At 70.7% G+C, this 22,311-nt stretch carries 15 protein-coding genes; 4 read left to right on the forward strand and 11 right to left on the reverse strand.

What is annotated here, in order from left to right:
* Positions 1 to 253: 253 nt before the first annotated feature.
* Positions 254 to 1,669 (reverse strand): proline--tRNA ligase, encoded by a 1,416-nt coding sequence (proS, locus tag ACIQWG_RS17460; protein WP_404096139.1) that lies wholly within the window; start codon positions 1,667 to 1,669, stop codon positions 254 to 256.
* Positions 1,670 to 1,867: 198 nt separating this feature from the next.
* On the opposite strand from proS, the gene ACIQWG_RS17465 reads away from it, so the two are divergent.
* On the forward strand, positions 1,868 to 2,713 hold the full coding sequence (locus tag ACIQWG_RS17465) for an SAM-dependent methyltransferase (RefSeq protein ID WP_404096141.1): 846 nt from the start codon (positions 1,868 to 1,870) through the stop codon (positions 2,711 to 2,713).
* Between the two features lie 36 nt (positions 2,714 to 2,749).
* Here ACIQWG_RS17465 and ftsH read toward each other — a convergent pair whose 3' ends face one another.
* The 6 genes from ftsH to ACIQWG_RS17495 form a co-directional block, all read right to left on the reverse strand.
* The gene (ftsH, locus tag ACIQWG_RS17470) at positions 2,750 to 4,684 is read right to left on the reverse strand and encodes an ATP-dependent zinc metalloprotease FtsH (RefSeq protein WP_404096143.1); all 1,935 of its coding nucleotides are present in this window, start codon (positions 4,682 to 4,684) and stop codon (positions 2,750 to 2,752) included.
* A gap of 90 nt (positions 4,685 to 4,774) precedes the next feature.
* A complete protein-coding gene (ffh, locus tag ACIQWG_RS17475; protein WP_404096145.1) occupies positions 4,775 to 6,328 on the reverse strand; it encodes a signal recognition particle protein in 1,554 nt (517 codons plus the stop codon).
* Positions 6,329 to 6,412: 84 nt separating this feature from the next.
* Positions 6,413 to 8,860 carry a [protein-PII] uridylyltransferase gene (locus ACIQWG_RS17480; RefSeq protein ID WP_404096147.1) on the reverse strand — a complete coding sequence of 816 codons (2,448 nt, stop codon included), beginning with the start codon at positions 8,858 to 8,860 and terminating at the stop codon, positions 6,413 to 6,415.
* Positions 8,861 to 8,888: 28 nt separating this feature from the next.
* Positions 8,889 to 9,227: a P-II family nitrogen regulator gene (locus ACIQWG_RS17485; RefSeq protein WP_316757905.1), complete on the reverse strand. Its 339-nt coding sequence runs from the start codon at positions 9,225 to 9,227 to the stop codon at positions 8,889 to 8,891.
* Entirely contained in the window at positions 9,224 to 10,570 is a 1,347-nt protein-coding gene (locus tag ACIQWG_RS17490; protein ID WP_404096150.1) for an ammonium transporter, read from the reverse strand. Before ACIQWG_RS17490 ends, ACIQWG_RS17485 begins: the two co-directional genes overlap by 4 nt.
* A gap of 335 nt (positions 10,571 to 10,905) precedes the next feature.
* Positions 10,906 to 12,399, reverse strand: coding sequence for a hypothetical protein (locus ACIQWG_RS17495; RefSeq protein WP_404096153.1), 1,494 nt, complete (start codon positions 12,397 to 12,399; stop codon positions 10,906 to 10,908).
* A 459-nt stretch (positions 12,400 to 12,858) separates the two neighbouring features.
* Between ACIQWG_RS17495 and ACIQWG_RS17500 the strand changes: the two genes are divergently transcribed.
* Complete coding sequence (locus ACIQWG_RS17500; protein ID WP_404096156.1) at positions 12,859 to 13,515, forward strand: bifunctional DNA primase/polymerase; 657 nt, start codon at positions 12,859 to 12,861, stop codon at positions 13,513 to 13,515.
* Between the two features lie 85 nt (positions 13,516 to 13,600).
* On the opposite strand, the gene ftsY is transcribed toward ACIQWG_RS17500, so the two are convergent.
* Positions 13,601 to 14,812 carry a signal recognition particle-docking protein FtsY gene (ftsY, locus tag ACIQWG_RS17505; protein ID WP_404096159.1) on the reverse strand — a complete coding sequence of 404 codons (1,212 nt, stop codon included), beginning with the start codon at positions 14,810 to 14,812 and terminating at the stop codon, positions 13,601 to 13,603.
* Positions 14,813 to 14,916: 104 nt separating this feature from the next.
* On the opposite strand from ftsY, the gene ACIQWG_RS17510 reads away from it, so the two are divergent.
* The gene (locus ACIQWG_RS17510; protein WP_404096162.1) at positions 14,917 to 15,888 is read left to right on the forward strand and encodes an LLM class flavin-dependent oxidoreductase; all 972 of its coding nucleotides are present in this window, start codon (positions 14,917 to 14,919) and stop codon (positions 15,886 to 15,888) included.
* Positions 15,889 to 15,941: 53 nt separating this feature from the next.
* Positions 15,942 to 16,319: a hypothetical protein gene (locus ACIQWG_RS17515; protein WP_404096165.1), complete on the forward strand. Its 378-nt coding sequence runs from the start codon at positions 15,942 to 15,944 to the stop codon at positions 16,317 to 16,319.
* Between the two features lie 125 nt (positions 16,320 to 16,444).
* Here ACIQWG_RS17515 and ACIQWG_RS17520 read toward each other — a convergent pair whose 3' ends face one another.
* The 3 genes from ACIQWG_RS17520 to ACIQWG_RS17530 form a co-directional block, all read right to left on the reverse strand.
* Entirely contained in the window at positions 16,445 to 17,860 is a 1,416-nt protein-coding gene (locus ACIQWG_RS17520; protein ID WP_404096168.1) for a sugar porter family MFS transporter, read from the reverse strand.
* Between the two features lie 229 nt (positions 17,861 to 18,089).
* Positions 18,090 to 21,707, reverse strand: a complete 3,618-nt coding sequence (gene smc / locus ACIQWG_RS17525; RefSeq protein WP_404096171.1) for a chromosome segregation protein SMC — start codon at positions 21,705 to 21,707, stop codon at positions 18,090 to 18,092.
* Positions 21,708 to 21,958: 251 nt separating this feature from the next.
* Positions 21,959 to 22,162, reverse strand: coding sequence for a hypothetical protein (locus ACIQWG_RS17530; protein ID WP_030048901.1), 204 nt, complete (start codon positions 22,160 to 22,162; stop codon positions 21,959 to 21,961).
* Positions 22,163 to 22,311: the final 149 nt, after the last annotated feature.

The raw sequence follows: 22,311 nt of genomic DNA on the forward strand, positions 1-22,311 counted from the left end.
CGAGCCGGAGTGCCGCTGTGTTCCGATTCCGGGGCATCCCAAATAATTTGCACGTACCCGTCAGTTCCGAATGATGCGCCCTGACGAGGGCGGGTGCGCCGATCTGCGGAGAAGCCTCACAGGTCGCTACAAGGTGGTGCGTAGCCTGACGTACGCCCCGGCGCGTACGCCCCGTCCACGCGCCGGTGCGACTGTGGCCCGCCGATGCGCAAGAGGTGTTTCGGCCGCTCTCGTGTCCCACGGCCCCGTCATCTCAGTAAGCGCGCGCGACGACGGCGACGTTACCGGGTGCGTCGTCGGCGTCCGGCACCGACCCGTCCTCGGCGACCAGACAGCGTACGGTCACGGCGTGCTCGGCCAGCCTGGCCTCGCCTTCTTCGCCGAGCGTGGCCCAGGGCAGGCGCGCCCAGCCGCCGGCGGCGACCGCGTCGACGGCTTCCTCGATCGTCGACACGTCGGACGTACGCGATACGCGGCGCTCGCGGGACTGGCGCAGCAGCAGCGCCTGGTCCTCCTCAAGGATCTCGGGGAGCAGCGCGGTCAGTGCGTCGAGCGCGACCGGTTCCTTGCCGCCCGGGATCCGCCGCGCCAGCATCGCCGTGCCGCTGTCCAGGTCACGGGGCCCGACCTCGATCCGTACGGGCACGCCCTTGAGTTCCCAGTCGACCGCCCGGCGCCCGAACGGCGTGTCCGTGCGGTCGTCGACCTGGACACGGACGCCCGCCGCGTCCAGCCGGGCGCCGATCTCGCGGACCTTGGCCAGAACCGGCTCGTCCCCCTTGATCGCCAGGACCACCGCCTGGACCGGCGCGAGCCGCGGCGGCACCCGCAGGCCGTCGTCGTCGCCGTGCGCCATGATCAGGCCGCCGACCATGCGCGTGGAGGAGCCCCAGGAGGTCTGCCAGACGTACTCCTCGCGGCCCTCCTTCGACAGATAGCGGGTGTGGAAGGCCTTGGCGAAGTTCTGCCCGAGCTCATGGCTGGTGCCCATCTGGAGGGCCTTGCCGTCGCCCATCATCGCTTCGAGGGTGAGCGTGTTGATCGCCCCGGCGAAGCGCTCGCTCGCGGTCTTGCGGCCCAGCACCACGTCGATCCCGAGCACATCGACCATGAAGTCGGCGTACACGTCCTTGTGGATGTACGCGGCGTAGTCCCGGGCGTCCTCGTAGGTGGCGTGCGCGGTGTGGCCCTCCTGCCACAGGAACTCCGTCGTCCGCAGGAAGACACGCGGGCGCATCTCCCAACGCACCACGTTCGCCCACTGGTTGATCAGCAGCGGCAGGTCGCGGTAGCTCTGCACCCACTTGGCGAAGGAGGCGTTGATGATCGTCTCGGAGGTGGGGCGGACGACGACGGGCTCCTCCAGCTCCTTGCCGCCGCCGTGTGTGACGACGGCCAGCTCGGGGGCGAAGCCCTCGACGTGCTCGGCCTCCCTCGTCAGGTACGACTGCGGGATGAACAGCGGGAAGTACGCGTTGGAGGCACCGGCCCGCTTGATGCGCGCGTCCATCTCGGCCTGCATCCGCTCCCACAGCCCGTACCCGTACGGCCGGATCACCATCGTGCCGCGCACCGGACCGTTGTCCGCGAGCTCGGCCTTGGTGATCAGGTCCTGATACCAGCGCGGGAAGTCATATGCCTGTGGCGTAAGAACAGATGCCTTTGCCATGGCCAGATGGTACGGGCCCATGTTGCCGGAATGTGAATTTCGGCCAGGGACACACCCGGGCCGCAAGCAGGGCTCCGCGACCCCTGGACGCGGAGTCGGGTGCGGAGTTTCCTGGCATACGGGGGAAGCGCGACCGCGTGCCACGGGGGCGAAGGGATCGGGCACCGCGGCAACTCTCGGCGGATTGGGGCGCTTTACATGACACCTACGCTCGTGCGGCAGCACCCACCTCACGCGGGACCGACGCCCCGCGTGGACCTGTGTGCACGCGCGCGTGACTGGTCCGAGATCCAGGAGCGGATGCTGGTTCCGCTCTACGAGGCCGTCTACGAGCGACTGGACGTGGGCTCCGGCACCAGACTGCTGGGCCTGGGCTGCGGCAGCGGGCTCGCCCTCCTGATGGCCGGGTCCAGAGGCGCGGCCGTCACCGGTGTCGAGTCCTCCTGCGCCGAACGGCTGGCCCTCGCCCGGCAGCGGCTGCTGCCCGAGGCGCAGGACACGCGCGCGCGTGCCGGCACCAGGCTCCTGGACGACACGCCGGGGGAAGCGGCCGACGCCTACACCGTGGTGACCGCGTTCGAGCCGATCGGGTGCCTCGCCGGTGACTCCGAGGGGCTCGGTGAAGCGCTCGCCGCCGCGACGCCGCTCGCCGAGCGGGGCGCGGCCGTGGTGCTGGCCGGCTGGGGGCCGCCGGAGCGCTGCGCCACCTCGTCGGTGCTGCGCGTGGCCACGAAGCTCTCCGATCCCCTGCGCGGCGGCGGCAGTTGGCGCCCCGCCCGGCGCGACGACCTGGAGGAGGTCGCCCAGCGCGCGGGCTTGAAGCCCGACGGCTCCGGACGGGTGGCCTGTCCGTTCGGCTACGCGGACGTCGAAAGTGCCGTACGCGGCCTGCTGTCGACGGGCTTGTTCGACGCGGCGATCGTCGCGACCGACCAGGTCCAGGTGGACAAGGAGTTGGCGGAGGCGCTGCATCCGTATCAGCGGCCGGACGGGACGGTGTGGATGCCGAACGTGTTCCGGTACCTGATCGCGCGGGTTCCCTAGGGCCTGTCGACACCGGCATGATCCGAACGACCGGGCCTAGGCCTCCGCGTCCTTGTTCAGCCGTGTGATGCCGGCGATCCGGTACGCGGCCGCCTCCTCCAGCGTCTCGTGCTCCAGCAGGGCCTCCGCGAGCGCGTTCAACTGGTCGCGGTGGTCGCGGAGTTTGCGGCATGCCTCCTCGTAGCAGTCGTCGACGATCCGGCGCATCTCGGCGTCGATGACATCGAGGGTGCGGGGCGCGGCGGAGAGTCCGTACGCCTGCTGGGCGTCGCTGGGCAGGGCGGACAGCCGGCCGACGCGCTCGCTCATGCCCCAGCGGGCCACCATGCCGCGGGCGATGTTGGTTACCTGTTCGAGGTCGTTCTCGGCGCCGGTGGTGACGACCCCGTAGACCACGTCCTCGGCCGCCATGCCGCCCAGAGCGCCGATGATCCGGCCGCGCAGATACTCCTCCGAGTGCGCGTACCGCTCCACCTCGGGGGTCGACATCGTCACGCCGAGCGCCCGGCCGCGCGGCACGATGGTGATCTTGCGGACCGGGTCGGCGCCCGGCTGGAGCATGCCGAGGAGGGCGTGTCCGCTCTCGTGGAAGGCGGTGCGCCGGCGGTCCTCCTCGGGCATCACGAGGGTGCGCTCGGCGCCCAGCTGCACCTTCTCCAGCGCCTCGGACAGATCCGCGGCACTCACCCGCTCCTGGCCCCGCTTGACCGCGAGCAGGGCGCCCTCGTTGGCGAGGTTGGCCAGGTCCGCGCCCGTCATGCCGGGGGTCTGGCGGGCCAGCTGGACGAGGTCCACGTCCTCGGCGAGCGGGATGTCACGGGTGTGGATGCCCAGGATCGCCTCGCGTCCGCGGCGGTCCGGCGGGGAGACGTTGACCACCCGGTCGAAGCGGCCGGGCCGGGTCAGCGCCGGGTCCAGGATGTCGGCGCGGTTCGTCGCCGCTATGACGATGACGCCCTCGGAGCCGGAGAAGCCGTCCATCTCCGTGAGGATCTGGTTCAGGGTCTGCTCGCGCTCGTCGTGGCCGCTCACCGAGGCGCCGCCACTGCGTACCCGGCCGATGGTGTCGATCTCGTCGATGAAGATGATCGACGGCGCCACCTTGCGGGCCTCGGCGAACAGCTCCCGCACCCGGGAGGCGCCGACGCCGACGATCATCTCGATGAACTCGGAGGCGGAGGCGGAGAAGAACGGCACGCCCGCCTCGCCCGCCACCGCCCGCGCCAGCAGCGTCTTGCCGGTGCCGGGCGAGCCGGCGAGCAGCACACCGCGCGGCATCTTGGCGCCCATCCTGCGGTAGGCGTCGGGATGCTCCAGGAAGTCGACGACGTCGTCCAGCTCACCCTTGACCTCGTCGATGCCGGCCACGTCGGCGAAGGTCGTGCGGTCCTTGCCCGGCAGCAGCTCGACCGGCTTGGGCGGCGCCTTGCGCCCGAACATGCCGCCCGCGCCGCCCCGGCCGGCGAACCGCCGGGCGACGAAGATCCACACCGCGACGATGATCACGAGCGGTGCCAGCGAGATCAGCAGGTTGACGAGCAGGCCGCGCTGCTTCACGACCGGCTCAGCGGTCACGGTGACGTCGTGACCGCTCAGCTCCTGCCAGAGGTCGTCGTCGGCGAAGGCCGGGCGCTGTGTCTTGAACTTGGTGTAGTCGCCGTCGCCCTCGGGGTTGTCCCGGGCGCTCTTGAGTTCGCCCTGGATGGCGTCGCCCTTGGAGTAGATCTTGTCGACGTTGCCGTCGTCGACCTGCCGGCTGAACTCCGTGTAGGAGATCGTCGGCTCGTCGCCCTCGTCGAGGTAGGTCAGTCCGATGTAGGCCAGCAGGAAGACGACCACCGCGGTGACCAGCAGGCTCCACCAGCGGCCGCGCATCCGTCGGCCGCCGGACCTCCTGGGCGGCTCGTCCGGGGTGCCCTCCGTGCGCCACGGCTGGTCAGGGGCCTTGCGTGGCGGCGCGGCATCGCTCATATCTGGACGTTACGGCAGATGGCGGACCCTGGCATGCGCAGGGGGCGCCCCTCGCGGCGAGGGGCGCCCCCTGTGACGTACGGGGCGAGGTCAGCCCATGAACTTCTTGAACTCGTCGGGCAGCTCGAAGTCCTGGCCGGCCTGCTGGCCCGGCAGTCCGAGGGCGCCCCCGGCCTGCGCCGCGGCGGCCCGGCGGGCGGCCTCCTCCTGCTCCTGCTGCTTGCGCTTCATCGGGTTGCCCGAGCGCTGCTTGCCCTTGGCCTTCTTCGGCGCCTTCTTGGTACGGCCGGGGCCGCCACCCATGCCCGGCATACCCGGCATCCCGGGCATGCCGCCGCCCTGGGCCATGCGGGACATCATCTTGCGGGCCTCGAAGAACCGCTCGACGAGGTTCTTGACCGCGCTGACCTCGACACCGGAACCGCGCGCGATACGGGCGCGCCGCGAGCCGTTGATGATCGTCGGTTCCTGGCGCTCGCCCGGCGTCATCGACTTGATGATCGCGGCCGTGCGGTCGACGTCGCGCTCGTCGAGGTTGTTGATCTGGTCCTTGATCTGGCCCATGCCCGGGAGCATGCCGAGCAGCTTGGAGATGGAGCCCATCTTCCTGACCTGCTCCATCTGGGCCAGGAAGTCGTCGAGGGTGAAGTCCTGGCCCTTCTTGGAGGCCAGCTTCTCGGCCATCTTCTGGGCTTCGGCCTGGTCGAAGGTCTTCTCCGCCTGCTCGATCAGGGTGAGCAGGTCACCCATGTCGAGGATGCGGGAGGCCATCCGGTCCGGGTGGAAGGCGTCGAAGTCGTCGAGCTTCTCGCCGTTCGACGCGAACATGATCGGCTTGCCGGTGATCTGCCGGATCGACAGGGCGGCACCACCGCGGGCGTCACCGTCGAGCTTGGAGAGCACCACACCGTCGAAGCCGACGCCGTCGCGGAAGGCCTCGGCGGTCTGGACGGCGTCCTGACCGATCATCGCGTCGACGACGAAGAGGATCTCGTCCGGCGAGACCGCGTCCCGGATGTCCGCGGCCTGCTGCATCATCTCCTGGTCGATGCCCAGACGGCCGGCGGTGTCCACGATCACGATGTCGTGGACCTTGGCCTTGGCGTGCTCGATGGAGTCCTTGGCGACCTTGACCGGGTCGCCGACGCCGTTGCCCGGCTCGGGCGCGTAGACCGCGACGCCGGCGCGCTCGGCGACGACGCTCAGCTGGTTCACGGCGTTGGGGCGCTGGAGGTCGGCGGCGACCAGCAGCGGCGAGTGGCCCTGCTCCTTCAGCCAGTGGCCGAGCTTGCCCGCGAGGGTGGTCTTACCGGCACCTTGGAGACCGGCCAGCATGATCACGGTCGGCGGCTGCTTGGCGAACCGCAGACGACGGGTCTCGCCGCCCAGGATGGTCACGAGCTCGTCGTTGACGATCTTCAGGACCTGCTGGGCCGGGTTCAGCGCCTTGGAGACCTCGACGCCGAGCGCGCGCTCCTTGACGTTCTTGATGAACGACCGGACTACGGGGAGCGCCACATCCGCTTCGAGGAGGGCGATGCGGATCTCGCGCGCGGTGGCGTCGATGTCCGCCTCGGAGAGCCGTCCCTTGCCGCGCAGGTTCTTGAAAGTCGCTGAGAGGCGATCGGAGAGAGTATCGAACACGGCGCTCGCGGTCCTCGGGGTCGGTGGCAGCTGGGAATCGCCCTCCAGGGTATCCCGGCGACGCAGGTTGCCGGGATCCCTGGTTCAGCCCCGCAATGTCTCCTCCAGCTTGCGGACCACCGAGGACGCCTCCTCGCCGGGCAGCGGCGCCCCCTCGGGCCCTGTGACATAGAACGCGTCGACGGCGTTGGCGCCCAGGGTGCTGACATGGGCACTGCGCACGCGCACACTCGCGTCCTCCAGCGCCCGGCCGATCCGGAACAGCAGCCCTGGGGCGTCCTGGGCCCGGACCTCGATCACCGTGGCCAGCCGGGAGGCGGCCGGGTGGACCGACACCTTCGGCGGCGGTGCCACGACACCCCGGCGGCGTGGATAGGCCGCGTCCCGCTCGGCGAGACGGCCGGCGATGTCGAGGGAGCCGTCCAGCGCTCGCACGAGGTCGGCGCGCAGCCGGGCGGCCTGCGGCAGGGAGCCGTACTCGGCGGCGACCCGCCAGTTCAGCAGCAGGACCGAGCCCTCGACGCCGTCCGGCAGGTCCAGGGCGCTCAGCTCGGCCGTGCGGACGGTCAGCCGGTGCATGGCCAGGACGCCGGCCACCGCGGGCAGCACCCCCGGCTGGTCCGGTACGGCGATGAGGAGTTCCACGCCGAGCGGCTCCGGATCACCCGGCTGCTGCTCCTGCGTCGGCGGCTCGGTCTGGGCGCGCAGCGACAGCACGGGGCTGCCGGTGGCGACGGCCTCGATGGCGAGCCGCTCCTGCTCGGCGGTGGGCGCGGCGGCCTCGGGCTCCTCCGGGTCGCTCCCGGCGAGCACGGCCCCGACCCGTTTCACCAGGTCGGCGACGAGCGAACCCCGCCAGGACGACCACGCCGCGGGCCCCGTGGCCAGCGCGTCCGCCTCGGTCAGCGCGTGCAGCAGCTCCAGCGTGCCCTGCGAGCCGACCGCGTCGGCGACCGAGCGCACGGTGGCCGGGTCCTCCAGGTCGCGCCGGGTGGCCGTCTCGACGAGCAGCAGGTGATGGAGGACGAGGGTGGAGAGCACGGCCACGTCCTCGCGGTCGAAGCCGATACGCGCGGCGACGTCCTTGACGATGATCTCGCCGGCCACCGAGTGGTCGCCGGGCCAGCCCTTGCCGATGTCGTGCAGCAGCGCGGCGACCAGGAGCAGGTCGGGGCGGTGGACGCGGCGGGTGAACTCGGAGGCGCGCACGGCCGTCTCGATGAGGTGCCGGTCGACGGTCCAGATGTGCACGGCGTTGCGCTGCGGGCGGCAGCGCACCCGCTCCCAGTCGGGCAGGAAGTGGGTGATCAGCCCCTCGGCCTCCAGCGCCTCCCACACCTCTACGGTCGGCCGCCCGGAGCCCAAGAGGGTGACGAGCTGCTCGCGCGCCTCGGCGGGCCAGGGCGTGGGCAGCGGACGCGCACCGGCCGCCATGCGCCGTACGGCGTGCAGGGAGAGCGGGAGTCCGGCCTGTGCGGCGGCGGCCGCGGCGCGCAGCGGGAGCACGGCGTCGCGGTCGGGGCGCGCGGCGCGCGCCAGCACGACCTCGCCGTCCTGCTCCACGACGCCCTCGGCGAGCGGGGAGCGCTCGGCGGTCGGCTTCCCGCCCCCCAGCATGGCGCGCAACCTCGGCCGCACGGCGCGCGCCCGCAGCACGCGCCCCACCTCACGCCAGGTGACGTCACTGGCGTACGAGATGACCCGCGCCGCCTCGTACACCTGCCGCAGCAGTGTGTCGGCGTCCAGCAGACCGAGCTCGGCGGCGACCTGGTCCTGCTCCTGGAGCGCGAGCCGGTCGGTCGCCCGCCCCGTGGTCAGGTGCAGTGCGTCCCGTGCATCGAGCAGCCGGCGCCGGGCGTCGTCGAGACCCTCACGCGGGGCGTCGGCCAGCCAGGACGCGGCTACGGCACGCAGGATGGTGGCGTCCCGCAGACCGCCGCGCGCCTCCTTCAGATCGGGTTCCAGCAGGTACTGCAACTCGCCCTGACGTTCGGCGCGCTCGGCGGACAGCTCCTGGAGTTCGGGCAGCCGCTTGGGCGCCTGGTTGCGCCAGTCGGCCAGGACCGCCGTGCGCAGCCCGGCCGTGAGGCCCAGGTCGCCCGCGATGTGCCGGGCGTCCAGCAGCCCGAGCTGCACCTTGAGATCCTCGCCCGCGGTCTTGCGGGCCTCGGCCGGGGTGCGCACGGAGTGGTCGAGGGCGAGGCCGAGGTCCCAGACGGGGTACCAGATGCGGTCGGCCAGCGCGGCCACCGCCTTGCTGTCGCCGCCGTCGTGCAGCAGGAGCAGATCCAGGTCGCTGCGCGGGGACAGCTCGCCCCGGCCGTACCCGCCGACGGCGACCAGGGACACCCCACGCAGTCCCTCGGCGCCGGCCGCGAACAGCCCGGTCAGCCACTCGTCGGTCAGCTCCGCGAGGGCGGCACGGCGCGGCGGCCCGGACCGCGCCCCCTCGGTGAGGAGACGCAGCCGGGCCGCCGCGTAGCCGCTGGGTCCCGAGTCCTCTGCATCCTTGGAAACGTCCGTGCTCGTCACCCAGCGACTCCTGTTCTGTTTCCTTGCCTCAGAGCGCGTCGGGCCCGCGCTCGCCGGTCCGCACCCGTACGGCCGCCTCGACCGGCAGGGACCAGACCTTGCCGTCACCGATCTTGCCGGTGCGGGCGGCCTTGACGATGACGTCGATCAGCTGCTCGGCGTCGTCGTCCTCGGCCAGGACCTCGATACGGATCTTCGGGACCAGGTCGACGGTGTACTCGGCACCGCGGTAGACCTCGGTGTGGCCCCGCTGACGACCGTAGCCGCTGGCCTCGGTGACCGTCAGGCCGTGCACGCCGAAGGCCTGGAGGGCTTCCTTGATCTCGTCGAGCCGGTGGGGCTTGACGACTGCGGTGATGAGCTTCATGCGTCCACCTTCTTGCTCGCGGTAGCGGCGACCGGGGCCGGTGCTGCGGTGGTCCGGGCGGCACCGCCACCGGCGCCGCTGAAGTCGTATGCGGTCTCGGCGTGCTCGGCCTGGTCGATGCCGGTGACCTCCTCGTCCTCGGTGACCCGCATCCCGATGGTCTTGTCGAGGATGAAGGCGAGGAGCGCGGAGACGACCAGCGAGTAGGCCAGGACCGCGAAGACTCCGGCGCACTGCTTCCAGAACTGGTCCAGGCCGCCGCCGTAGAAGAGGCCCTTGACCTCGGACTGGCCCTTGCCGCTGGCGAAGAAACCGATCAGCAGGGAGCCGATGACACCGCCGACCAGGTGGACGCCGACGACGTCGAGCGAGTCGTCGTAGCCGAGCTTGTACTTCAGGCCGACGGCCATGGCGCACAGCAGACCGGCGATGGCGCCGACGGCGATCGCGCCGACCGGGGAGACCGCGCCACCGGCGGGGGTGATGGCGACCAGACCGGCGACCGCGCCGGAGGCGGCGCCCAGCGTGGTGAACGCGCCGTGCCGGATCTTCTCGTAGATGAGCCAGGCCAGCATGGCGGCGGCGGTGGCGACCTGCGTGTTGACGAACATCAGCGCGCCGACACCGTCGTCGTTGCCGAGCCACGAACCGGCGTTGAAGCCGAACCAGCCGAACCACAGCAGACCGGCACCGAGCATGACCAGCGGGAGGCTGTGCGGGCGCATCGGGTCCTTCTTGAAGCCGACGCGCTTGCCGATGACGAGGATCACGCCGAGCGCCGCGGCACCCGCGTTGATGTGCACCGCCGTACCACCGGCGAAGTCGATCACGCCCAGCTCGAAGGCCCAGCCACCGGCGCCCCAGACCCAGTGCGCGACCGGGAAGTAGACGACCGTGGCCCACAGCGCGACGAACAGCGCCCACGCGGTGAACTTCACCCGGTCGGCCAGCGCACCGCTTATCAGGGCCGGCGTGATGATCGCGAACATCAGCTGGAAGACCATGAACACGAAGATCGGGATGGTGTAGCCGTCCCACAGTTCGGTCAGGCCGATGTCGCTGAGGCCCACCCAGTCCGAGTTCCAGCCGATGAGGCTGCCGGAGTCGGTGCCGAACGCCATGGAGAAGCCGTACAGCACCCACAGGATGGTGACGATCCCCAGGCTGATGAAGCTCATCATCAGCATGTTCAGGGTGCTCTTGACGCGGACCATGCCTCCGTAGAAGAAGGCCAGGCCCGGGGTCATGAGCATCACCAGGGCGGAACAGATGAGCATGAAGCCTGTGTTGGCGGACGACAGCGTGGGTGCGTCCGCCGCAAGCGTGATGGCGGCTGATGCCATCGGCGTCTCCTCGTCGTTGGTACGGCCCCGTGCGGGCGAAGCCTGAGCGGAATGAGGGGTGGGCCGGTTATGCGCCATGAGATTGGCGCAGCGCCGTTTCGGTGGAAGCCCCTCGTTGTTTCGCCGCCGTGACGAAGGCGCCCTGCGTGTTACGCGTCGATGAACTGCCGGATCTGCGGCTGCCGGATCGTTATCGTGGCGCAACCTTCAGTGAAGGAAGAGAGACCGGCCGCGGGCGGCCTTCCGATGACCTGGCATGGGGGAGCCGAGTCGGGCAGTTCGGGAGGGCCGGCCGCGGCCGGGGTTCTGGGGTTTCGCGGGATCTCCCGCGGTCGTCAGACCGCCTCCGCGGTCTCCGGGAGTTCCACGGCGAGCTTGGCCGTGAGGTCCACGACCTCGGCGAGATCCCCGAAGTCGCGCACGGCCGTGTCGACCGTCTTTCGAATACGAGTGTTGACGCGCTCGGAGCGCACCTTTTTGGCGACCGCCATGGCCTGCTCGGCGTAGATCGCGCTCTGCTCCGGCTCCCGGCGCAACAGATGGACCGTGGCGACACCGATGAGGTTCAGCGCGTACGACCGCTGGTGCTCCTCGTCCTTGGCGAACAGGTCGACGGCCTGCTGCATCAGGGGTTCGGCCAGCGAGGCGTACGTCGGGCTGCGGCCGGCGACATAGGCGAGGTCGCGGAAGGAGTGGGAGTTCTCGCCGTACAGCTCGGCCTCGGAGAAGAAGCGGATCCAGTCGGGGTCCGGCTCGTCCCAGTCGGCGGCCTCGGAGAAGGTGTCCTCGGCCATCCGGACGGCACGCTTGCACTTGCCGGGCTGGCCCATGTTGGCGTACGCGCGGGCCTCCATCGCATACAGCATCGACTGGGTGCGGGGACTCGCGCAGTCCCGGCTGCCGTACTGCGCGAGGTGGACCAGCTCCAGGGCGTCCTCGGGCCGGCCGAGGTGGATCATCTGGCGGCTCATGCTGGACAGGACGTACGAGCCGAGCGGCCGGTCGCCGGCCTCCTTGGCGGCGTGCAGCGCGAGGACGAAGTACTTCTGCGCGGTGGGCTGGAGCCCGACGTCGTACGACATCCAGCCGGCCAGCTCGGCCAGCTCGGCGGCGACCTTGAACAGCCTGCGGGTGGTGGCCTCCGGGTGGGGTTCCTGGAGCAGGTCGGTGACCTCGTGCAGCTGGCCCACGACCGCCTTGCGGCGCAGGCCGCCGCCGCACTGGGCGTCCCACTGCCGGAACATCACGGTGGTGGACTCCAGCAGGTCCAGCTCGGGCTTGGACAGCCGGCCGCGCGCGCGGGAGGACGGCACGGGCCGGGGCTCCTGGTGCGGGACGGGCGGCGCGGGGACCAGCCAGCGCTGCATCGGCTCGATGAGGGCCGGGCCCGCGGACAGGGCCAGCGAGCTCCCGAGGAAGCCGCGCCGCGCCAGCATCAGGTCGCTGCGCGAGAACTCGCTGAGCAGGGCCACCGTCTGCGGCCCCGTCCAGGGCAGGTCGACGCCGGACACGGAGGGTGACTGGCGGGCGGCGCGCAGGCCGAGGTCCTCGACCGAGACGACGCAGCCGAAGCGCTCGGAGAACAGCTCCGACAGGATCCGCGGGATCGGCTCGCGCGGGTTCTCGCCGTCCAGCCAGCGGCGTACCCGGGAGGTGTCGGTGGAGATGTGGTTGGCGCCCAACTGGCGTGCGCGGCGGTTGACTTGGCGGGCGAGTTCGCCCTTCGACCAGCCGCTGCGCACGAACCAGGACGCGAGCAGCTCGTTCGGGCGCTTGTCAGCGTGCGATGCGCTACCGGCACTCGTACCGCTTCCGCCGTTGCCGCTCACTGGAACGCCCCCATCCCTTGGACCACTTGTCACCGAGTGCGCCAAGCCCTATCAGAATGCCGGTAAATACGGTTGCCCGTCCGGCGGTTCTCACCCTTCGAACGGAAAGCCGACTTGCCCCCGGCATACCCACGAGCGCATGTGCCCCGAAGCTGTGTGCACTCACAGTAATCCTACGATCACGCCTCCAGCCATGGCGATCCAGGAATCGCCACCATTCGCCACCCCTTCGAATGAACTCACGGTGGCCTTCCCGCGATTCACTTGACATAGGACAGCCGGAAGTGGGCGGAGCGAAGCACTCAGGGGCGCGTGTCGCCGAGCCCACAACCCGGGGCACTTCCGAGCGCCGAGTGGACCGAGCGGCGCCGACGGGCACCCGGCCTGTCCGGGAACACACAGAGTCACGTTCCGCGTTCACGTCGTAACCACGGGCGCACAAGGACCGTTGGAGGGGGCATGGGCTTCACGATCGGCGGCATCCGGGAGATCCGCTCCGGCTCGCGGCGACGCGGCCGCTCCTCGGAGTGCACCGCCGTCGCCGAGTTCACCGGGCTCTGGGGCTGGGACGCGGTACCCGGCGCGCGCGCCGCCGCGGGCGCCTGCTCGTGCGGCCGCTCGGACTGCGACGCGCCCGGCGCACACCCCCTCGACTTCGCGCCCGAGGTCCCGGCCGGGGCCACGCTCGACGAGGTGACCAAGGCGTGGTCGGAGTACCCGGGCGCCTCGGTGATGCTGCCGGTCGGGCGCGCGTTCGACGTGATCGAGGTGGCCGAGCCCGCCGGCCGTCGCGCGCTGACCCGGCTCGAACGGATGGGCCTGCCGCTCGGCCCGGTCATCGCCACCCCCGAGGGCCGCGCCCACTTCTTCGTCGCCCCCGGCGCCGCGGCCGAGCTCCCCGAGCTGCTGTACCGCATGGGCTGGGACGACCCGACCCACCTCGATCTGCGCGGCCTCGGCCCCGGCACGCACATCACCGCCCCGCCGTCCGACCGGGGCGGCCGGGGTCCGGTGCGCTGGCTGCGGCCACCGGCGCTGGACACGGCGACGAAGCCGCCCGCCGCGCGGTTACTGCTGGGCACGCTCGCCTACGTGGCTCATCGGTCGCGCGCATAGTCGTACACAGCGAAGCGCCCGTCCCCCAACTGCACCTTGGGAGGCGGGCGCTTCTTCGAGCACGTACCAGAATCGGTGAGTCGGGTCACTCCCCGATAAGGGCGTCAACGAACGCCTCCGGCTCGAACGGCGCCAGATCGTCGGCGCCCTCGCCCAGGCCGACGAGCTTCACCGGCACACCCAGCTCGCGCTGCACCGCGACGACGATGCCGCCCTTGGCGGTGCCGTCCAGCTTGGTGAGCACGATGCCGGTGATGTCGACGACCTCGGCGAAGACACGGGCCTGCACGAGGCCGTTCTGCCCGGTGGTGGCGTCCAGCACCAGCAGCACCTCGTCCAGCGGCGCGTGCTTCTCGACGACCCGCTTGACCTTGCCGAGCTCGTCCATGAGACCGGTCTTGGTGTGCAGGCGTCCGGCGGTGTCGATGAGCACCACGTCGGAGCCCATCTCCTTGCCCTCCTTCACCGCGTCGAAGGCGACGGAGGCGGGGTCGCCGCCCTCGGGCCCGCGCACGGTGTAGGCGCCGACGCGCTCGCCCCAGGTCTGGAGCTGGTCGGCGGCGGCGGCACGGAAGGTGTCGGCGGCACCGAGGACCACACTGCGGCCGTCGGCCACGAGGACGCGGGCGAGCTTGCCGGTGGTGGTGGTCTTGCCGGTGCCGTTGACGCCGACGACCATCACGATGCCGGGCTTGCTGGCCTCCGGCTCGGTCCGCACGGTGCGGTCCAGGTCGGTGCGGACCAGCTTGAGCAGCTCTTCGCGCAGCAGGCCGCGCAGCTCCTCGGGGGTGCGGGTGCCGAGGACCTTGACCCGCTCGCGCAGTCCGTCGACCAGTTCCTGGGTGGGCTGCACGCCGACGTCGGCGGTGAGCAGGGTGTCCTCGATCTCCTCCCAGGTGTCCTCGTCGAGGTGCTCGCGCGACAGCAGCGTGAGCAGCCCCTTGCCGAGCGCGTTCTGGGAGCGGGAGAGCCGGGCGCGCAGACGGATCAGGCGGCCGGCGGTGGGCTCCGGGACCTCGATCTCGGTCGGCGGGAGCTCTTCGACGACGGGGGGTTCCTCGACGGCGACGCCGGTAGAGCCGTCGGGAAGGTCCACCTCCTCAATGGTCCGGCGCTCTTCGTCGTGTGGGGTCTCGGCCTCTTCGCCGACGTGCGGCTCGGCCGGAGGGGCGGTGATGTCGGGGGCGGCGGGCGGGGGCGGCGGCGGCTGCTTCTTACGGCGCGTGCCGACGATGAGCCCGCCGAGCGCGGCGAGCACCACCACGGCGATGACTACAGCAAGGATGACGATGTCCATAACCCGTCCAGTATCGGCCATGGAGTCCCGCGACACCCCTATGGATGTCTGACACACCGTCAGCTAACGTCCGCCTTCACAGCCGCCCGGCGAAGGGGACCCCCATGCCCGTCACGGTCGTACGCTTCAACCTCGTCGAGCCCGACGCGACCCCCGCCTCGCTCGCCGCCCGCTACCGGGCGGCCCTGGAGATGGCCGCGTACGCCGACCGGCACGGCATCACCACCGTGCAGACCGAGGAGCACCACGGCGCCGACAACAACTGGCTGCCGTCACCGTTCGCCTTCGCGGCGGCGGTCTTCGGCGCCACCAAGCGCCTCGCGGTCACCGTCTCGGCGATCATCGGCCCGCTGCACGACCCGCTGCGGCTCGCCGAGGACATCGCCGTACTGGACCTGCTGAGCGGCGGCCGGCTGGTGACGGTCGCCGGGATCGGCTACCGGCCCGAGGAGTACGAGCTGTTCGACGTGGAGTGGAAGCGGCGCGGCAGGCTCCAGGACGAGCTGCTGGAGACGCTGCTCAAGGCGTGGACCGGCGAGGAGTTCGAGTACCGGGGCCGTACGGTACGGATCACCCCGCGCCCGTACACCGACCCGCACCCCCTGCTGCTGGTCGGCGGCTCCTCGAAGGCCGCCGCCCGCCGGGCCGCCCGGCTCGGCCTGCCGTTCTTCCCCAGCGCGCATCTGCCGGAGCTGGAGGCGTACTACAAGGAGCGGCTGGTGGAGTACGGCACCGAGGGCTGGACGATGATGCCGGCCGCCGAGACACCGCTGCTGCACATCGCCGAGGACCCCGAGAGGACCTGGGCCGAGCACGGCCGTCACTTCCTGCACGAGGCACGGACATACGCCTCCTGGCAGTCGGGCGACATCCGCTCGGCGGTGAAGTCGGGGGCCACGACCGTGGCGGAACTGCGGGCCGAGGGCGTGTACCGGATCGTGACGCCCGAGGAGTGCGTGGCGCTGGGGTTCGACAACTACGTGCTGCATCCGCTGTCGGGCGGGATGCCGGTGGAGGAGGGGTGGCGGAGTCTTCGGCTGTTCGCGGAGCGGGTGATTCCGGCGCTGAGCGGCTGACCTGCGCCGATAATCCGTGGACCGCTCGTGGCCGCCGGTGATCGACTGAGGCCATGAGTCTGCTGGTGGAGGTGTTCGTCCGGGAACCGGACGGGACGATACGGATACTGGACGTTCCGGACGATGTGTACCGGTCCGGCGGCTTCGAGTCTTGGCGCAAGACGGTGTGGGGGTCGCAGTTCGTACGCTCGCTGGGCGCCCGCCTTCTGCCCGTGCTGGCCGAAGGGGATCTGTATGCCGAGGCCGGGGAGGTGCCTGAGCTGCTGCGCGAGGTCGCGCTGTTGCGCACCCACCTGGACGCGCTGGCCGTCGGCACGGAACACCCCCGGACAGTGGAGGAACACCGCGAAGGCATCGCGGACCGGCTGCGGATCATCGAGGAGAGCGCCCACAAGGCCCTGGAGATCGGCGGCGGCGTCCTCATCTGGTGAGCCCGGACATGGCGCCGCCGCCCCGGCTCGGGCAGTGGCCGAGCCGGGGCGGCGGCGGGGTTACGGGGAGAGGGGCAGCGGGGACTTGGCCCTTCTCCCCGAGTTCGGGGAGCCCTTCTTGGGGCTCAGCCCATCTCCTCCAGCTTCTTGCCCTTGGTCTCGGGCACGAACTTGAGGATGAACGGGATGGAGAGGAAGGCGAACACCGCGTACGCGACGTAGGTGAGCGACAGGTTCCACTCCGCCAGGTCCGGGAAGGTGATCGTGATCAGCCAGTTGGCGATCCACTGGGCCGAGGCGGCCACACCCAGGGCGGCGGCGCGGATCTTGTTCGGGAAGACCTCGCCGAGCATGACCCAGACGACCACGCCCCAGGACAGGGCGAAGAAGAGCACGAAGGCGTTGGCGGCGATCAGCGCGACGACACCCTGCGCCGTCGGCAACGGGTCGTTGCCGTTCTGGAAGGAGAAGGCCCAGGCGGCCGCCGCGAGCGAGATGCCCATACCGATGGAGCCGATCAGGGCGAGCGGCTTGCGGCCGATGCGGTCGACGAAGATCATCGCGATCACGGTGCCGATGATGTTGATGATCGAGGTCTCGAACGAGTAGAAGAACGAGCTCGACGGGTCGACGCCCACGGACTGCCACAGCAGGTTCGAGTAGTAGAAGATGACGTTGATGCCGACCAGCTGCTGGAAGACGGAGAGACCGATACCGATCCAGACGATCGGCAGCAGGCCGAACCGGCCGCCCATCAGGTCCTTGAACGTCGACTTGTGGTCGCTCTTCATCGCCTGCTCGATCTCGGCGACCCGGCCGTCCAGGTTCCCGTCACCCTCGACGTCGGCGAGGACCTTCTTGGCGTCGCTGATCCGGCCGACGCTGATCAGGTAGCGCGGGGACTCGGGGATGACGAAGGAGAGCAGCCCGTAGACGATGGCCGGCACGAGCATCACGCCGAGCATCCACTGCCAGGCCTCCAGGCCCGCGATGGTGCCGCGCTCCTCGCCGTCGGCCATGTTGAGGATCGCCCAGTTGACCAACTGGGACACGGCGATGCCGATGACGATGGCGGCCTGCTGGAACGAGGCGAGCCGGCCACGGTACGCGGGCGGGGCGACCTCGGCGATGTAGGCCGGGCCGATGACCGAGGCCATACCGATGGCGATACCACCGAGCACACGCCAGGCGGCGAGGTCCCACGCGGCGAACGGCAGTCCGGAACCGACGGCGCTCACGGCGAACAGCACCGCCGCGATCTGCATGACGCGGATCCGGCCGATGCGGTCGGCTATGCGGCCGGCGATCGCGGCGCCGAGGGCGCTGCCGAGCAGGGCACTGGCGGCGACGGTTCCGGTGACACCGGAGCTGAGGTCGAACCGGGCCTGGATGCCACCGTTGGCTCCGTTGATCACGGAACTGTCGTAGCCGAAGAGGAAGCCGCCCATGGCGGCCGCCGCGGTGATGAAGACGACGTGCCCGAGATGTTCGGGCTGGGCAGCCTTGGCTCCTGACGTAGGTGCCTGCGCTGTGCTGGTCACGTGTACTCCTCGGGCGCCGGCAACGCTGCCGGGTGGGGTAAGCCGCTCCAAGTGGTGATACCTGAAGGTAAAAACAACGTTGCTGAGACTATGCCTTCAAGTTTCGAAGTCAATAGGGCGACTGCTGTGACTTTTGAGACGCGAGTAGGTGACATGCGTTCACTTCTTGAAGTGAAGGTGAATGTATTGAGGGGAGGACGGGGAGAGCGGGTACCCCCGACAGACGGCGTCAGCGCAGCCGCTGGCTGATGACCTTCGACACACCGTCGCCCTGCATGGAGACGCCGTACAGCGCGTCGGCGACCTCCATCGTGCGCTTCTGGTGTGTGATCACGATCAGCTGCGAGGCCTCTTGGAGCTCCTGCATGATGCGGATCAGCCGCTGGAGGTTGGTGTCGTCCAGGGCGGCCTCGACCTCGTCCATGACATAGAACGGGCTCGGCCGGGCCTTGAAGATCGACACCAGCATCGCCACGGCCGTGAGGGAACGCTCGCCACCCGAGAGCAGCGACAGCCGCTTGACCTTCTTGCCCGGCGGACGTGCCTCGACGTCCACGCCAGTGGTGAGCATGTTGTCGGGATCGGTGAGGATCAGCCGCCCCTCACCACCGGGGAACAGCCGGCTGAAGACGCCCTCGAACTCCCGGGCGGTGTCCCGGAAGGCCTCGGTGAAGACCTGCTCGACGCGTTCGTCGACCTCCTTGACGACCTGGAGCAGATCGGCCCGGGTCTTCTTCAGGTCCTCAAGCTGCTCGCTGAGGAACTTGTGCCGTTCCTCCAGCGCCGCGAACTCCTCCAGGGCGAGCGGGTTGACCTTGCCGAGCTGCTGATAGGCACGCTCGGCGGCCTTGAGCCGCTTCTCCTGCTCCGCCCGCGCGAAGGGCTTGGGCTGGTTGCGGGGGTGCTCGGGGTCCTCGGGAAGCTGCTCGCCCTCGGCGGCCAGGGAGGGCGGTACGAGCTGGTGGGGGCCGTACTCGCTGACGAGCCCGGCGGGTTCGACGCCCAGTTCCTCCAGCGCCTTGGTCTCCAGCTGCTCGATCCGCATCCGCTTCTCGGCGCCGAGCACCTCGCCGCGGTGCACGGAGTCGGTCAGCTTGTCGAGCTCGGCCTTCAGGTCGCGTCCGGCGTTGCGAGCGGCGGTCAGCTCCTGTTCCCGCAGGGCCTTGGCGGCCTCGGCCGCGCCACGCTCCTGCTCCGCGCGGGCCACGGACACCTCGACGTGCGCGAGCAGTTGCCGGGCACCGGAGGCGACGGCTTCCGCGACGGCCGCCTCGTGTCGCAGCCGGGCCCGCCGCTGCTCGGCACGCGCGCGTGCGTCGCGCTCCGCGCGGGCGGCGCGGTCGAGGGAGTCGGCGCGTCCGGCCAGTCCCTTGACCCGCTCCTCGTGCGTACGGACCTGGAGGCGGGCCTCCATCTCGGTCTGGCGCGCGTTGGCACCGTCGGCGGCGAGTCGGTCCCGTACCGAGGTGTCGGGCTCCTCCTCGACCGGCATCTCCTCGGCGACGGCCAGCCGCTCCACCAGTTCCTCGACCTCCATCAGGGCCTTGTCGAGCGCTTCCTGCGCCCGCGAGGCGGCGGCGACGGAACGCTCCGCTTCGCCCGCCGCGCCCCTTGCCTGGCCCGCGAGCCGGCCGAGCTGCTGGGCCACGGACGACTTCTCCCGGTCGGCGGCCCGGCGCCGCTCCCCCAGCTCCTCGACGTGCGCGGCACACTCCTTGCGCAGCTCGGTCGCCGCCTGCTGTGCCTCGGCGAGCTCCTCGCATCGCAGGGCCAGCTCCTCCAGCTCGGCCGCGGCCTCGTCCACGGAGGCCTGGACTTCGAGCAGGCTCGGCGCCCCGGCGGACCCGCCGTGCGCGAAGTGTGCGCCGAGGAGGTCGCCTTCGGCGGTCACGGCCGTCAGGTGAGGGTGGGCGTAGACCAGGTCTTCGGCGTCCTCCAGGGTGTTGACGACGACGATGTCGCGGAGGAGGCGGTGTACGGCGGGCATGAGGTCGGCGGGGCCGCGGACGAAGTTCGCCGCGGGTGGTGCCGATTCCCGGAGTCGGGCGTCCGCGAGTCCGTCCTGGCCGGTCGCGTCCCGCGGCGGAGTCGCATATTGAACCGGCCCCGCGCCCCTTGGGGACACTTCGTCACTGGCGAGCAGAAGGGCCGCCCGCCCGCCGTCCTGCTTCCGCAGCAGCCGGATCGCCTCCGCCGCTGCCGACGGCGACGTCACCGCGATCGCATCCGCCGCCGCTCCGAAGGCCGCCGCCAGCGGGACCTCGTAGCCCGGCGTGACCGTCAGCAGCTCCGCCGCCGGACCCAGCACTCCCGTGAGCCGGTCCTTCGCCCCGAGCAGCGCCCCGCTGCCGTCCTTTCGCCGCAGGCCGAGCGCCAGCGCCTCATGCCGGGCCTGCGTCGCCGCGCGTCCCCGTTCCGCCGCCGTGGCCGCCTCGCGGGCCGCCGTCAGGGCCGCCTCCGCCTCGGCGAGCCGCCGCTTCGCCGCCTCGTGCTGCTCGCCGAGTTCCACATCGCCGGCGTCCAGGCCGTCGACCTCGGCCTTCAGTGCCTCGTACTCCTCCTGCGCGGCGAAGGCCCGCTCCTGGGCCTCGTCCCGCGCGGCCGCCAGTCGCTCTATCTCCGACTGGGCGGCGGCGGCACGCGAACGGGCCGCGTTGACCTGGCCGTTCAGCCGGGCGAGCCCCTCGCGCCGGTCGGCGATGGCACGGGCGACGTCCTTCAGTCGGCGCTCTTCGAGGGTGAGCTCCCGCTCCAGTTCGGCCCGGTGGGCGACCGTGTCCTCAAGGGCCCGCTCGGCCGCCTCAAGGGCGGCTTCCAGCTCGGCCTCCTGCTCGCGGATGCGGGCGGCCTCGCGTTCCATGTCCTCGGGGTCGCGGCCCCGGCGCTCCTCCGGCGGCGCGGACGTCGCGCTCTTCACGCGCGCGTCGGCCAGCGAGATCGTGCCGCGCACCCGCTCGGCCAGCTGGGACAGCTCGTACCAGGTCTGCTGGGCCCGCTGGAGGCGCGGTGTGAGCCGCCGGACCTCGTCCTCCAGGAGGGCCTCGCGCTGGAGGGCCTTCCGCAGCTCCTCCTCGGCGGCCTCCTTGCGCTCCTTGAGCGCGGCCTCGTCGGCGACCTCTACCTGGAGCGCCTCCCGCAGTCGTACGAGATCGTCGGCGAGGAGGCGGAGCCGGGCGTCGCGCAGGTCGGCCTGGATGACGGCGGCTCTGCGCGCTACGGCGGCCTGGCGGCCCAGGGGCTTGAGCTGCCGGCGCAGTTCGTCCGTCAGGTCCTGCACGCGCGCAAGATTGGCCTGCATCGCGTCCAGCTTGCGCAGCGCCTTCTCCTTGCGCTTGCGGTGCTTGAGGACGCCCGCGGCCTCCTCGATGAAGGCGCGGCGGCCCATCGGGTCGGCGTGCAGGACGGAGTCGAGCTGGCCCTGGCCGACGATCACGTGCATCTCGCGGCCGATGCCGGAGTCGGACAGCAGGTCCTGGATGTCGAGCAGGCGACACGTGTCGCCATTGATCTGGTACTCGCTGCCGCCGTTGCGGAACATGATCCGCGTGATGGTGACCTCGGAGTACTCGATGGGCAGTGCCCCGTCGGAGTTGTCGATGGTCAGCGACACCTCGGCGCGGCCCAGCGGCGGGCGGCCGGTGGTGCCGGCGAAGATGACGTCCTCCATCTTGCCGCCGCGCAGCGACTTGGCGCCCTGCTCCCCCATGACCCAGCTGAGCGCGTCCACGACGTTGGACTTGCCCGAGCCGTTCGGACCGACCACACAGGTGATGCCCGGCTCGAACCGGAGCGTGGTCGCCGACGCGAACGACTTGAACCCTCGGAGGGTCAGGGCCTTGAGGTGCACGCCGGTGGACTCTACCTTCCGGGGAAGTGTCACTCCATGAACGCACGGTTTCACCGATGAACGTGCAGGGCACACCAGACGTTAAAGAGGGTGAAAGGATGCGCGGGGCATTAAGTCGGGGGAAAGAAAGAAGGGACGCCGAAGCGTCCCTTGCAACTTCTGACGGCCGGCGAGCCGGTCGTCTGACAACTACTTAGCGGTTGGATACGGGCCGCCCAACCACTGCCTGCTGTTGTGGAGCGATGCAGTGATCAGGTGAGCGCAGGCTCCGCCTGGTGTGCGTCGATGCTCTCCATGATCCTGTCGTGAGAAGCGGCAGCCGTCAGCGCGTCGTTCTCGGCCTGGATCCGTCCGAGCTCGGATTCCAGGTCCTGGACACGCTGCTGGAGCCGTCGCATCTCGGCGAGGAGTCGCGGGTCGGAGCCGCCGACGTAACCGAGAAGCGCCTTTGCCATGATGGATGGTCCTCCACACTGAGTGACCGACCGAATCGGTGTGGGTCGTGAGGGATTCGCACCCGCGGTTGGTTGGCAGGCCTGGAGTTGTACTGCCGTTCAGCCACGCCAAACAGCGAAGGTGCGCGGGGCTTTCAGCGTCTCACCAA

This window comes from Streptomyces sp. NPDC098781, assembly GCF_044759995.1.
Taxonomy (GTDB): domain Bacteria; phylum Actinomycetota; class Actinomycetes; order Streptomycetales; family Streptomycetaceae; genus Streptomyces.